Source organism: Trichocoleus sp. DQ-U1 (genome assembly GCF_039961925.1).
Classification (GTDB): domain Bacteria; phylum Cyanobacteriota; class Cyanobacteriia; order Cyanobacteriales; family FACHB-T130; genus FACHB-T130.
The window spans coordinates 78,399-92,908 of sequence record NZ_JAMPKB010000009.1 but is presented as its reverse complement, the minus strand read 5'-3'; the positions used below and the strand labels follow the sequence as shown (position 1 = coordinate 92,908).

Below are 14,510 nucleotides of genomic sequence, written 5' to 3'. Positions count from 1 at the left end.
CCAACGAATTAGTACTCCATAACACCAATCTTTTCGGGTGCGCTCGCTATCCCGTTCCAGCCTATAACCCAGCATGAGCTTTTCTGCTCATGCTGGGTTATATTTTTTTCCTTACTTCTTCCTTACTTTTTCTATGTTTACTATTAAAAACAGTGATTGTTAAATATAGATTAAGGAATTAAAAATTTTAGTTTTATTTACCTTATACTCCGTATGAAAATAAAAAAACTAGTTTTAATTAAGTTCTAGTTTACTCTTTAGCGCTATAAAATTAGGTCGTTATAGCTAACAACTTTGCAATGTATATTTTTAGTTTACTAGCTATGGAAGAAAGCCGTGACGGCTTAGAATTTGTTGAAAAATTGCTCTTTGCAAAAACCGGAAAATCTCTCAATAATATTCAAAAAGCTGTGTTGCATCAGTTTTGGCAATATCCTAGAAAAACTTATGAGCAATTTGCCAAAGAATTAGAATATTCCCCAAGTTATATTCAACAAACAGTTGCTCCTCAGCTATGGCGGCTTTTGTCTGGCATATTGGGAGTAAAAGTTAGTAAAAATAATTTTCGTTCTATCGTGGAAAGGCAATGGTTGAACCAAGTTTTGAGGAAAACTGGCAACCTAATTGAGACACTAAATTCAGAATTGATGGATTTGGAATTTCCAGAGGGACGAGTTTCTATACATTCTTCCTTTTATATCGAGCGAGTCCCTCATGAAACAAGATGTTACACAGAAATTATGAAGCCAGGAGCCTTTATCCATATCCAAGCACCCAGACAGATGGGCAAAACCTCTTTGATGGGAAGGATTCTCGCTCATACTACAAGGTTAGGCTATCAAACAGTCAGCTTGAACTTGCAGAGAGTAGATCAGTTGATTCTCGCAAACCTAAATAGGTTATTGCGATGGTTTGCCTACGAAGTGAGTCAAAGACTGAAACTAAAACCGAGATTGGATGACTATTGGTCTGAGGATTTAGGTAGTAAGGCTAGCTGTACAAACTACTTTCAAGATTATCTACTAACACAAATTGATAAACCACTTTTTTTAGCAGTGGATGAAGTAAATGAAATTTTTCAATATCCCCAAGTTACCCAAGATTTTTTATCCCTTTTGCGTTCTTGGCATGAGGAAGCGAAAGATAACGATATTTGGAAAAAACTCCGCTTAGTAGTGATAAATTCTACGGAAGCTTATACCTCTTTAAATATGAATAAGTCTCCCTTTAAGGTAGGGATACAGATTCAGTTAGACTCATTTACTTGGGAACAAGTACAGGATTTAGCTGACCGCCATCGACTCAATCTATCAATCCACGAGCTATCTCAGTTGATGTGGCTAGTGGCTGGTCATCCCTATCTATTACGTGTTGCTTTATATCATCTGGCTCAAGGGAGTTTAACGTTAGAGGAACTGCTACAAACGGCTGCTTCAGATACCGGAGTTTATAGTGAATACCTGCATCAAAAATCGTGGTACCTACAGCAGCATCCTGAACTAGCAGCAGCATTTGAGAAGATGTTAAGAGCAAAAGCCCCCGTTGAGTTGGAGCAGTTACAGGCGTTTAAGTTACAGAGTATTGGGCTGGTGACGATGCAAGACAAGCTAGCAATGGTTAGCTGCGATCTGTATCAGCAGTATTTTGGCGAACGCTCTTAAAGCTAATGATAATAATCTTAATTAAGGCTTTAAAACTATTTAATAAAGATGATTTATTTGAATGTTAATAATTTTTACGAAAATAGCAAAATTAACTGCGAATTTAATCGTATTTTTGCTACATTTATTAGTATAAATTTTATCTTGATAAGAGCTATTAATTTACGAGATTACTGGATAAACCTCATAAATCAAGTTGATTGTATAACTGAAGTTTTTCTCTGGGACTGGCATATAGATGATTACTACAATCGCGATTCTAAAGCGCTGGATAAGATGTGTTGCAAGCGAGGCGGCTTTATTTCTTATGTTAGTTTTAATCCGATGGAGTTCAGGATGCTTCCTAATATTTTAAAAATAACAGATGTTTCTCAACTGCTGTCGCTAGTGGTTGCTAAATGGGCAATTGAAGATGCTGTACATAATAAATCTGAAAACTTCAATGGGTTTACGTCAGCCATTATTTTAGGTGTTTGAGGGCATAAGAATTGATTACATTCCTGACTAATTGTTTGCGGTTTTCAGTTTTAGAAGAGGTGTTGAAAAGCAGTAGCTTGCTTGATGAAGATACCCAACAAATTCTTAAAAAGAATAAACTGATTTACATTGGATGGAAAGAAAATTATTTTCCCGGTACGTTAGGCAACATCATGGCTCAATGGATTGCTAAACGCTTAAATTTGAGCCAGATTAACTGTATTGTAAATGCTGCCTCGGCGAGTTCATTAACTGGCGTACAAATGGCTATTAGCAAGTTGGCTGCATACCGTAGCTTCATGATCCTGGTTTGGGGTGTAGATACTGATAACTCAATTTTTATGCATATGTGTTTTAGTAAAATTCACACTTTTTCTAAACAGCAAAAAATCAAACTATTTAATGCTGATTTTGATGGAATGCTTTTCAGTGAAGCAATCGGGATGATGGTACTGAAGCGCCTTAAGGATGCTCAGAACGCCCCGCTATCATTACAGCAGTCAGATAAGCTGGTGCGAAAAATCCAACGGCTCCAATTTATGAAGCCTTTAATAGCAATGAAGATAAGGCATTGGCGAGTCTCTCTACCTACTAAAATGGGACGTTGTTTCATGGCGCTAGCTTTCAATAAGTTCAAAAAATTTTAAACCTCAATGCAGAAAAGCTAACTATGAAATGTGTCTTACCCAAAGTAGAGGAAAGACAGTTTGGACAGATTCCACCACAGGCATTTAATCCCATCGCCGCAGATATGGCATTTCAATGCCTGTTGATTTGGGTGCGGCATTTTAACCAAGCTGGAAGTTTACCTTTGCGATGTCAAAAAGGAGAGCATTTTCGAGAGATTCCCGTGGAAAAACCTTTCTATGTTTCGATGGACGTGCAGTTGAGCAATGAAACAAAAGTAGTCGCGAACATTACCTCGCATGACCAGGAAGGGAAGGTTTATTCGCGAGTGTTTGGCGCAGAAGTAACGATTAGTCGGCAACTGAAATGGTGAAATTTATGACAATGAAAGAAACGGTTCTCGATAGATTCCGTCAACAATTAACAGAAGAACCCGATCGCATTCTCTATACGTTTGTCAATGCAGATGGGCAAGACCAAGAATCTCTAACGTACCAAGAACTCGATCGCACGACAAAGCAAATCGCAGCATTCCTCATCCGGGACTGCAACCTGAAAATTAGCGATCGCGTTTTACTCGTTTACCCTCAATCGCTGGATTTCGTCAAAGCCTTGATTGGCTGTTTGTTGGCGGGTGTGATTCCCGTTCCCGTTGCGCCTCCCAATCCGTTCAAGTTGCAACATGACCTATCCGCATTTGAAGCGATCGCGCAAAATAGTGGCAGTTCAGCTATTCTCACGAATGGAGAGTACCTGGCGGTGAAGCGCCAGACTGAGGCGAGTTTGTTTCTCGATCAAAAAGGGTTTTGGTCAGAGTTACCCTGCTATCGAACAGACGACCTGCAAAATGATCCTGAATCGTTGCCCCAACGTCACGCGCCGACGTTAGAGGATGTCGCTTACTTGCAATACACCTCTGGCTCAACTTCCGCACCAAAAGGTGTGATGATTAGCCACGGTAACATCATGCATCAGTTGAGCGTAACCGGCGAGGAGTTAGGATTCAATGCCGACTCGCGACTAGTGGCGTGGGTGCCTCATTTCCATGACTTTTGTTTGGTCAGTGGGATTTTGAGTTCACTGTATGGCAACGGTCATCTTTATCTCATGTCTCCCCTGGCATTCGTCCAACGTCCTGCGGTTTGGTTTGAGGTACTCTCCCGCGTCCAGGCAACCCATACAGCCGCGCCAGACTTTGCCTATCTGCAATCCGTCCGCAAGACGACACCAGAACAGCGACAGCAGTGGGATTTAAGTTCGCTACAAGTGGTGATGAGTGCCGCCGAACCCATTCGACCTACTACTGTTGATCTGTTTCTCGATGCCTTCGCTGTCTGCAATCTCAATCCTCAAGTTTTTTGTCCCGCCTATGGACTGGCAGAACATACCGTCGGTATTTCGGGCTTGGGGCGTCGCCGCGTTACGGTGGAACGAGACTCGCTGGAGTGGGAACGGGTTGTTAAGGTAGCAGAGATTCCCGAAGATGGTCGTACCCTAACCTTGGTGGGATGTGGCAAGCCACTTGCCGGAGTCGATGTGCGGATTGTCGATCCCGAAACTTATCAGCAACGCCAAGCGGGAGAGGTAGGCGAAATCTGGGTCGATTCTCCCAGTAAGGCGCTGGGATATTGGGGATTGCCGGAACTTTCTAGGGAACTTTTCGAGGCTGGCATTCATGAGAGTGCAGGACGCTATCTTCGCACAGGCGATTTAGGCTTTTTGTTGGATGGCGAACTCTATATTGCAGGACGCTTAAAGGACGCGATTATTGTCCGGGGACGAAATCTGTACCCGCAAGATTTAGAAGAAACAGTCTGCCGTTGCCATCCGTTAATTTTACCGGGAGGAGCGGTGGCGTTTTCCGTATCCGATCCCGTCGTCAGAGGCGAAGAGCAAATTGCGGTCATTGCAGAGATTCGTGCCAATAAACCCTCCTCCGAACAACTCCACGAAATCGTGCGCCTGATTCGTTCCCACTTATTGCGAGAACATCAGGTCTCGTGTCGCACGGTTGCGATCGCATCTCCCGGTACAATCTTGAAAACCACCAGTGGTAAACTCCGCCGCCAAGCCTGCAAGCAAGCGTACCTCAAGGGAACCTTGCAAGAACAAGCCTTCCAAATCGATACCATCGCCTATCAAGAAACCACGAGTTCGGATCAACAAGAAGACCCTCGATTGCGAGGGATGACACCCGAATTTCACAAACTAATCAGTAACTTAGCGTTGCTCACCGGACAGCGGGGTAAAGATTTAAAACGTCGTTCGACCCATACTGTCGGGGTTACAGGCTTCGGGCAAGTTGAATTTCTGCCTCAGCCGAATATACCGGCCCATCCATTTTTCGTACCCGGTCAAAAGTTTCCCGTCATCGTGCGTCATGCAGCAGGGAAAGGCTTTGAAGACGATGCCATTATGGATGTTCGTTCTGCCACCTTCCGGATTGTCGATGGTTCTGCCGATGCCAAATGGGAAGACCTGGATCTGAATAAAACCCTCTTGGACGTGATTATGAACACGGGGCATAACTTTCCCTGGCCCCATGCTCAGTGCTTCTTCCGCTGGTTTAACAGCAGTATGCCAGAGCGGTTGAAAATGACGGAGGAGTATCCCTCGATCATTCCCAATTTCCAATACATCGCCCGCAACGCCGAATCCTGTACCAAACTGCATTATTTCAACAAAATGACGGTGTGGTTTATCGGTAACGATGGCAAACGCCGCTTCATGCGCTACCGCCTGCGGAATGCCGATATGTCTCCCGACTCCGGCTTTATTAATCCAGCCGATATGCCAGCCCCAATGGATCACGTTCCTCGCAAAGAAAACGATACCCGTCCCAGAACGTATTTGCGGGATGATTTTCAGCAGCGAGTCGAAAACGGAGGGGTTGACTACCTACTACAAATCCAGTTGCGAGAGGTGGAAGAGTCGGAGGAGTTAAACGAAGCTGCTAGGGAAACGACCATCGGCTGGGACGAAGAACTCTATCCTTACCATACGATCGCTCGCTTCTCGTTGCGACAAATCATTCCCAACGAGGTCATCGAACCCTTAGAATTTAACGTCTGGAATGCGCCGGAAAGTCTGGGAATTATTTGGGCAAAATCTCCCTACGAGGGGGCATCCGTCAATCACGCTCGCACTTTGGTTTATGAAATTGTCCAAAGTATGAGAAAAACCGGGCAGCCCACAGCCGCACTCATGGCGTTGGAGAGTATCCCGACCATTGAAGACGTTTCCCTCAAAGAAGCCTTAGAAAAGGCAGCTCAAACCATTCACGACTTTGCCAAACGCCGCAATTTTTTGGATGCACAAGAAACACTGGCGTTGCACGTCACGGAAACCGTTTTATCTAAATATCCAGCCGCCCTGCGCCACGTCTTAAAACAGTTTTTCGCTTGGGGAGAGGTGTTGGATCAAGTCATCGCACAGCAACCCACTCCCACTCAGGAACTCCAAGCGAGTATTGCTCAATACGCCCAGTTCGCTTCTGTCACCAATCGGGATGAAATCGAGGCGTTAACTCAGTTGCACCGTCGAGTGTGCCTGCGGGCGGAGGATCGACAGGGAAATATTAAGGCACTGATTTTTACCAACCGCAAGCAACTGCAACGCTACTGGCTGGGCGGTGCTTATTTAAGCAGTGCAGCGAACTATTGCTCTAGTCCAACAAAAATTCTGGCAGTGGATGACAATCGAGCTGTAGCCATCCATCGTTCCGTCGATATTCGACTAGAAGACGGCATGGTTATCCTGAGAGAATTTACTGGTTGTTGGGTCAAACACAGCGAGCAACCACAATGGACGTTAATCAGTGCCATTGGTACCGCCTATCAGCAAGTTCCTGTCGAGAATTTAGAACAAGCACAAGCGACCGTCAACACCTTCTTTGAGCAGGAAATCTCGCCCCACGAGTTGCGGTTTAAAGCTGAAGTCGCCCTCCTCGGCGCAGTGCTAGTTGATGCGTTTGAGCAATTCGTACCCGTCCAGGGAACCGGGTCAAATTCGCCAGACGAACCAGTCCGCCTCGAATCACCCCGTCATGTTTGCGTTATCGGTGCGGGGGTTTCTGGGTTAACTACTGCTTATGAACTGGAACGACTGGGACATAAGGTAACGGTTTTGGAGCGTCAGTTGCAGATTGCTGGCAAATGTGCATCGATAGAAATTGATGGGTACTGGTACGACTGGGGCGGTCATGTTTACACCGAAGAGTATCACGCCACCAAGCAACTGTTGGATGAGTTAGGAGTCGAACGCGAACGAACAACCCCCTATTTCACTTACGATTTTCAGCAGCAAACCGTTGTACCAGATGATGCTTCCCTGTATGAGAAGCAGAACTTTCTCAAATACCACGTTATGAAGTGGTCGGAGTTTCCAGGCATTGCCCGCCCCGGACTGGTGCATGTTGGCGATGCGCTGAGTGAATCGGTTTCTGAGTGGTTGAGCAAAAATCAGCTTCCAGAGATGGAGAAATCCTTGGGCATCGGTCATACGGCCGCTGGTTACGGCTACCTCGCTGATGACTCCATCCCCGTGATGAATTTCATCAAATACTCTGATGCCGCCGGGTTCATGTCCCTCAACCCGAATGTGAAAAATCGCCAGCAGATGACGGTTAAGGGGGGTTGGCTGAATGTCTGGAACAAGCTAGCCGCACAATTGCAGGATGTTCGCTGCAACGTCCACGTTACCAAGGTCGAGCGCATAGAGAAAGGGGTTCGCATCATCACGGAAAACGAGGAATTTGACTTTGATGAGATTGTTCTAGCACTTCCCTTTGACCACTCTCTAGAATTTCTCGATGCTTCGCCCCAAGAACGAGAACTCTTTGGCAAAATTCGCTACCTCGACTATTACACAACCGTTTGCACCATTGAGGGCATCCCACGCAATGCCTTCTATTTCTTGAAAGAAAACAATCTCGACCTGTCTACAATCGGGCATATTGTTTCGTTCCATCACCGCTACGACGAAACTGATGTTTATGCGGTCTATTCCTATGGCAATGCCTCGATAACGGGTGATGACATCATTGGCTATATCAAAGCAGATGTGGAGCGTATGGGCGGTAAGCTCGTTCAGGTACACGCGCAACGCGCCTGGAAATATATGCCCCACGTTAGCCGCCTAGAGTTGAAAGACGGCTATTACCAACAGTTTGAGGCGATGCAGGGGAAACACCATACTTACTACGTGGGTAGCCTGCTCAACTTTGAATTAATTGAAGCGAACGTTGCCTATGCCAGAGAATTAGTGCGTCGCTTCTTCCTACCAGCGCGTGAAGGCGTGCGCGTGCGCGAACCCTATGCCGCCGCAACGGCAGTAGTTGGCGTCTCCCAAGAACAATATGCCGGAGAACTGACGTTGGAAAAAGTTAAAGATTGGATCGTGAACCATATGGCAGCCGACTTAGACGTGCCAGTAACGGAAATCGATCCGCAAGCTCCCTTAGAAAGCTATCCTCTAGATTCACTGCTGACAGTGGGTTTAATTGGAGAACTTACCAGTTGGCTGGGTTGGCGGATTGAACCGTCTGTGTGGTTGGAGTTGCCCACGATTGAAGCGGTGGCAAACTATATTGTAGAGCAAGATGCTAAACAGTCTTATGCAACGGTTTCTCAGCTTGACCCCTTGCTAGTGGAATTTCGCAAAGGCGATTCCAACCAGAATGCAACTCGCCACAATCCTTTATTTTGCGTACATCCCATTGGCGGTACCACCTCAAAGTACGCCGGACTGTTCCGTCACCTGGGTAAAGACTATCCGCTCTATGGCATTCAAGCACAAGGGGTAGAAACCGGAAAAGCGATCGCAAACATTAGCGATATGGCGGCGCGGTACATTCAAGCCCTCAAAAAACGCCAGCCCGAAGGTCCCTATTCCCTCAGCGGTTGGTCATTTGGAGGATTAGTTGCATTTGAAATGGCTCTCCAACTTCTGGAAAATCGCGAACAAGTAGACTTCGTCGCCTTATTCGATTCGCCTGCTCCTTTGAGCGAAACAGCTCAATATTCTAATAGCGATCAAGAAGATTTAGAAACCTTCCTTTCTGACTGGTTCAACAAAGACGTACTCGCCAGCAATTTAGACTTGCAATCCGAGCGAACCGAACGATTGTTTGAGGTCTTTAAATTCAATTGGCAAGCAATGAGAGCATACACCCCGACGCGGAAATGTACCTGTCCCGTATTTCTATTAAAAGCCGAAAAACAAGCAGCCATTCAGGGATATCCAGAAGGGGTTGAAGCGAGTTTTGATTGGCAACCTTACGTCCAAAATTCTGTTCGTACAGAAATCATTTCGGGTGTCGATCACTACTCAATTATTGACAGCCAAAAGTTAGTTGCTAAATTACGTCAGCTCATTCAGAAAGAGCATTGTGTATTAGCGAAGCCCTAATTGATTTGTGAAGTCGAAATCCCCGACTTCTTTAAGAAGCCGGGGAGCTAAGAGGATATTTGGAAATACGGAGGAAGTCAGAGAAACATCAGGCAAGTCTGCGTAGCATCAGTCGAATCATCGCAATGTAGATAAATGCCTCTGAGGAAGCAGGTAATCGCTCGAAATCTACATTCAGACGACACCAAGATAACCAATCGCAAGTAGAGAGCGATTTTTTTGGGGGGGGAGATAGAGCAGGCGACGCGGTAAGATGGCTCAATGTCGGATTCATCCGAACCTGCCATCTACCAGCTCAAACTGGTGCTGCGCTTGTAACTTGCTAAAGTTGTGGAGTGACCTGTGGTTTTCCGGGTTGCATCTGCTTGCTATAAAGCACTATTTGCTATGTGAAGGTGAAAATTTTCCAATTGAACCTCATATCAGTACACCTAAAACAAACAATTTCCAATTGCGTACTTAATTCTTTACTGAGCAACGATTGCATCTGGATTTTGTGTGAGAAATTGTGTATAAATTCTTAAAAGTCCTGAATTCAAGAGGTTAGTTAATGAAAATATTAGGTCAAATATTCTGTGCTATCTTAATTGGACTTTTACTAATACTAGGAAGTGCTTTTTCATTCACTGAATTGGCATTTGCAGATGAAATTGTCGATTTTGCCATTTCCTACCCTAACCGATATTCGACCCCCTCTGACCTACGGGGTTCAACCCATGAAATGGCATTTCATGGCGATACCCTCTGGATCACGGGGCAAAACTACGATCAGCTTATCGCCATCAAACCAGATGGCACAATGACCTTCTACCGCATGCCTCAAAACAGTGGCCCCCACGGGATTGCCTTCGATCAAGCGGGTCAGCTTTGGGTCACCCTTGAATTTGCCGGAGAAATTATCCGCCTCGATCCGACGCATCCCAACTACGATTCAGCCACTAAATACGATGTTCAGTTAGACTGCACCACCTGTACCGAGGAAATTAACACCCATCCGCATGGCTTAGCAATTGGCAGCGATGGTAAAACCGTTTGGTACACTGGCAAAGCCACTGGTACCATCGGTCGCATTACACCAGATGGCACCATTGACACTTTCCCCATCTCAACGGTAAACAATCCAAGAGCAACTGTAGGCAGTGTACCGATCTATATCCATGCAGATGCCGAAGGCAATATGTGGTTTACCGAGCTAGTAGGCAATGCCATTGGACGCATTACATCCAATGGAACCGTTGAAGAGTTCAAGATTCCCACTCTCAACAGTCGTCCGATCGCGATTGTGCCTGGACCGGATGGTAATATGTGGTTTACCGAAGAGGCTGGCAACAACGTTGGACGCATTAAACAGAACTGCAAAACTAATTGCATTACTGAATTTCCAGTACCCAAGCTGCAAAATAATGTTCTTCTAGCAGCACTGGCATTTGACACCGACCATAACCTCTGGGTTCAGCAATATGTGGATGCGAATCACCCGTCACCACCTGGCAGCGATCACCTGATTAAAATTGACAAGCAGATTCTAACCACCAATTCTTCTGATATCAGCAATATTCCAATTGATTTCTATGAGGTTCCGACTCCCGGAACAGTGATGCATCGCATCATACGAGGAGCTGATGGAAATCTCTGGTTTACCGAATTAAAGACTGACAAAGTTGGCAAAGTAAACCTCTCTTTCCTAAGAGATTCTTGAGTTAGAGGTTGCGACAATGCTGTCAAGGTACGCCTTTGTATAGCAATACAGTACCGAAGGCGAAGGCGATCGCTGGATCGACTTTCGACCCACTGCTGAACCGGAAGTTAAGCCTCACCATTAGCTAAACTTGACATCAATTGATAGTTAACTTTGTATCAACAGGGTCAATCGCTACGAATTCCCTACTCTTCGTAGTGGTTTGCTTGGACTTTGGGATCGGCTCATTGGACCGGGTGCTACTCCCGCCGAAAATATCTTGATTCTTACCAGTGCCTTTGTAGGTGCAGCTTTGGCAGCATTTCGGCTTTGGTTGCTTGGGTTTGGCTTCTTACCAATTGCTGTTGGAGCAATCATCGGCTTCGATATTATTGGCGGTGCTGTTTGTAATGCAACCGATACGACAAAGCGTTGGTACCACCGACCCGAAGTGAATTCAGTTGAGCACATTACATTTATACTGCCGCACCTGCTCCACATTGCACTCGCGGCATGGTTTTTTCGCGTGGGTGTAGGATTTGACTGGAACTACTTCACGTCAGTGAGTGCTTGTCTACTCTTGGCGACGGCAGTTGTGTTAGCTGTACCCGTTTACCTCAAGCGACCCTTAGCTGTGGGGTTGTATCTGATTGCTGTTGCAATAGGACTTTACAAAGTTGGTTTTACACCTGGGTTAGAGTGGTTCATCCCAGCATTATTCTTGAAGTTATTGATTGGTCATCTTGTACCTGAGAGGCGCAAATATAGCGAAGGTGACACCAGTCGCAAAGTAGCGATTGAAATGCTTATCAGATAGAGGTTTCAGGCTTTTTTTACTCCTCCGACTGGTTCTCTGAACGCAACCAGCAATTTGCCAGCTATGGCAGAGTATCGTTACCACTGTCTGTTCTAGTTAGTCCCAATGCAATGAAGCTACAAACCGGGTCGATTTAGTACATAGTTACTAATTGATGCAACATTAACTCAAATGCCTACTTTAGGGCGAAAGTAGGGAAAACAGCCCTAAAGTTGATTGATTTTTCAGGGGGTCTAAGTATGGCTCCTTCTTCTACTCAACAATCAAAAGTTGGTAAATTTCTTAATCCATTTCGCTGTTCTCCAAACTCCCATAAGTATGCTGAAGTGAGAGTGCGGGAATACCTGGTGCCAAGAGAAGTTGAGTCCGTGCGAGACGGCGAAAATAGAAGGTTCGTGCAACCAGGGGCAATGCTCGTGTGTTGTCACAAAAGTCAACCCTTTTTGGGGCGGAATTGATAAGTAATACAAATCATAACTTTGCCTAATTTGTCTCCTTCTAGGCAAAGTATGCTGAAAATATTTACCCCAGCATGAGGGATTGACCCATGCTATTTCTCACCAACCAACTTCCATTTTTGGCAAAGATATTTTCTCGCCATCTGCTACCATCGAAAAAATTATCAGTCAAAGCCATAATGAGCGCGACCAAAAAAGTAGGTAATTCTTGGGGAAGAAGTGTCCATTTTCGACGAGTTCTTCTGTATCCCAATGGGGTTTAGCCATTCATTCTCAACTCTTATCAGGCAATCTCAGATTTGAGTTGAGCATAAATGAATAGATAGTCGCATTTTCAGAAATTTATCAAAAATCCAAATTTAAGAGAGTTTGTCAAATCCAGTCAAATTAGTATATTTAGAAAACTTATTAATAAGCCGTGAAAACGGGTATCATTCATCGTTAAAAGACAAAGGCTGAAATCTATACATATCAATAGTTTCAAGTCAGGGGTACCCCTGGTTGCACCAACCATCTATTTTCGCCGAGTAGCAGACATCCAGCTAACCCAAGCAAGACCGATGTGATCGCTCCCCATCGATTAGTTCCCAAGCGAACTAACTCCATGATTAAATAGCTTTCTAGAACGACACTTCTGATAAGTAAATGAGTCGCCTAGCCGCGAAAACTTTGGTGCTGACAACACCGCTGCCACTGACTCAGCATCCGGCTGCGGTGTATTTGGATGGGCTGGCGGATGGTTCCAGACCGACAATGAGACAGGCATTGGATGCGATCGCTCGGCTTCTCACGAACAATCAGTGCGATGCAATAACACTGAATTGGGCAGCCCTCCGTTATCAAAACACTGCGGCTATCCGCACGGCACTGATGAAACGATACGCCCCGGCGACGGCGAATAAGATGCTGTGTGCGTTGAGAAGAGTGCTGAAAGAGGCGCTGAGATTAGATTTGATGGATGCGACCGATTATGCTCATGCTGTGGATTTTCCGAGCGTAGCAGTCAAAAAAGGACTCAGAGGACGGGCACTGAGTCAGGATGAAATTGCCGCGCTCTTTCAGGTGTGCGTTGATGACGCAACACCCACGGGTGCTAGAGATGCGGCGCTCATCGCTATTTTGAGGGGCGCTGGATTGCGTCGGGCTGAAGCGGTAAATCTGGACTTGAAAGACTTTAACGCCAGCCGCGGTCAGCTGGAAGTGCGCGATGGGAAGGGGGGGAAAGATAGAACTGTGTATCTGTCGAGTGTAGCGAGCGCTCTCGTGGAAGATTGGCTTGTTGTCAGAGGCTTGTCACCGGGTCCGCTATTATGTCCCATCAGGAAAGGCGGACGGGTGGAACGGCGACGGATGACTCCCCAAGCGGTGTTATTGATTGTGCAAAAACGCGCGAATGAAGCTCTTGTAGCAGCATTTTCTCCCCACGATTTTAGAAGGACGTTCTGCTCAGACCTCCTTGATGCTGGTACTGATATTGTCACGGTGCAGAAACTCGCAGGACACGCTTCACCCGTGACCACTGCCAAGTATGACCGACGCGGGGAAGAAACGAAGCGTAAAGCTGTGGAGCGGTTGGAGATTCCTTACACTCGGCGAGGGTGAAGGTGCGATCGCTTCATCCTTTAGTTATGTCGTTTGAAGGGGTAATGACCCAAAAGTCAGGACGAAGCTACAGTAACCGGACGCTAAAAATTCTTTGGGGGCGTGCTGCGGGGCGTTATGCAGTTCCATCCTATCGAATTGAACTGTATGCAGATGCTACCGACTACGACACTATCGTCATCATTGGTGAAATAGCGCATATAGAAGCCTCAAGTGATTCAGGTCCACGTGCAAACAAAACCCTGGCTAAAAAGAGCGGGATGAATACGACAATCTCATTTTGCTTTGTCAAAACTGTCATACCCGTCTTGATGGGCAAAAAAATACAAACTCAGTTAAGTATATAAAGCAACTTCGTAGCGACCAAGCCTGGGTACGAAACAGCTTACCTGAGCGCGGCAGAATCACTACAGGATGGGCAACGATACTTCTACAAGGTTCACACCCATTTGGCTTAGAACCTGCAATAGCCTAATAGCCGCCCTCATTCCAGATTTTCCTTCAGGCGATCCCCTCGTTGTTAGAGTAGAACCTGATAAGAGTCATGGCAAAGTATACAGACGCGACTAGCAGAACACGTTAATACATTGCTTAACACTAGCGGGCCTTTTGATTTTAGGCTTGCTATTTTTCCTTTAGCTCCTGTTTCTGCTTGTCTTGCACTTGGCTATTACCTTACTAATTGTCCACGTGTACGCTGATTTCAGTATCATCGCGATGGCTACTCATGGTCATGGTCTAATAAAGCCTCATTTGCTAACGACATAAAAGTTACTGAGCTG

Annotated in this window: 10 protein-coding genes and 1 pseudogene; 10 read left to right on the top strand and 1 reads right to left on the bottom strand. The window is 45.7% G+C overall.

Features of this window, described 5'->3' with window-relative positions; genetic code table 11:
* The first annotated feature begins 323 nt into the window (after positions 1-323).
* Genes NDI34_RS06020 through NDI34_RS06000 form a run of 5 tightly spaced genes read left to right on the top strand, consistent with a single transcriptional unit; the run spans position 324 to position 9,173 of the window.
* Complete coding sequence (locus tag NDI34_RS06020) at positions 324-1,661, top strand: AAA-like domain-containing protein (protein WP_348232151.1); 1,338 nt, start codon at positions 324-326, stop codon at positions 1,659-1,661.
* 57 nt (positions 1,662-1,718) lie between these two features.
* Entirely contained in the window at positions 1,719-2,138 is a 420-nt protein-coding gene (locus NDI34_RS06015) for a beta-ketoacyl synthase N-terminal-like domain-containing protein (protein ID WP_348232150.1), read from the top strand.
* Between the two features lie 11 nt (positions 2,139-2,149).
* Entirely contained in the window at positions 2,150-2,785 is a 636-nt protein-coding gene (locus tag NDI34_RS06010) for a beta-ketoacyl synthase N-terminal-like domain-containing protein (protein WP_348232149.1), read from the top strand.
* A 23-nt stretch (positions 2,786-2,808) separates the two neighbouring features.
* The gene (locus NDI34_RS06005; protein WP_190428477.1) at positions 2,809-3,138 is read left to right on the top strand and encodes a polyketide synthase dehydratase domain-containing protein; all 330 of its coding nucleotides are present in this window, start codon (positions 2,809-2,811) and stop codon (positions 3,136-3,138) included.
* Positions 3,139-3,143: 5 nt separating this feature from the next.
* A complete protein-coding gene (locus tag NDI34_RS06000) occupies positions 3,144-9,173 on the top strand; it encodes an FAD-dependent oxidoreductase (RefSeq protein ID WP_190428476.1) in 6,030 nt (2,009 codons plus the stop codon).
* A gap of 88 nt (positions 9,174-9,261) precedes the next feature.
* On the opposite strand, the pseudogene NDI34_RS05995 reads toward NDI34_RS06000, so the two are convergent.
* Positions 9,262-9,369 (bottom strand): annotated as a pseudogene (locus NDI34_RS05995) (IS5/IS1182 family transposase); the annotation flags it as partial.
* Between the two features lie 354 nt (positions 9,370-9,723).
* On the opposite strand from NDI34_RS05995, the gene NDI34_RS05990 reads away from it, so the two are divergent.
* The 5 genes from NDI34_RS05990 (at position 9,724) to NDI34_RS05970 (ending at position 14,075) form a co-directional block, all read left to right on the top strand.
* Positions 9,724-10,872 (top strand): hypothetical protein, encoded by a 1,149-nt coding sequence (locus tag NDI34_RS05990; protein WP_190428475.1) that lies wholly within the window; start codon positions 9,724-9,726, stop codon positions 10,870-10,872.
* Positions 10,873-11,074: 202 nt separating this feature from the next.
* A complete protein-coding gene (locus NDI34_RS05985; RefSeq protein WP_190428474.1) occupies positions 11,075-11,668 on the top strand; it encodes a hypothetical protein in 594 nt (197 codons plus the stop codon).
* A 239-nt stretch (positions 11,669-11,907) separates the two neighbouring features.
* Positions 11,908-12,126 carry a hypothetical protein gene (locus NDI34_RS05980; RefSeq protein ID WP_190428473.1) on the top strand — a complete coding sequence of 73 codons (219 nt, stop codon included), beginning with the start codon at positions 11,908-11,910 and terminating at the stop codon, positions 12,124-12,126.
* Between the two features lie 645 nt (positions 12,127-12,771).
* Positions 12,772-13,728: a tyrosine-type recombinase/integrase gene (locus NDI34_RS05975; RefSeq protein WP_348232148.1), complete on the top strand. Its 957-nt coding sequence runs from the start codon at positions 12,772-12,774 to the stop codon at positions 13,726-13,728.
* A gap of 44 nt (positions 13,729-13,772) precedes the next feature.
* Complete coding sequence (locus tag NDI34_RS05970; protein WP_348225618.1) at positions 13,773-14,075, top strand: hypothetical protein; 303 nt, start codon at positions 13,773-13,775, stop codon at positions 14,073-14,075.
* Positions 14,076-14,510 lie beyond the last annotated feature (435 nt).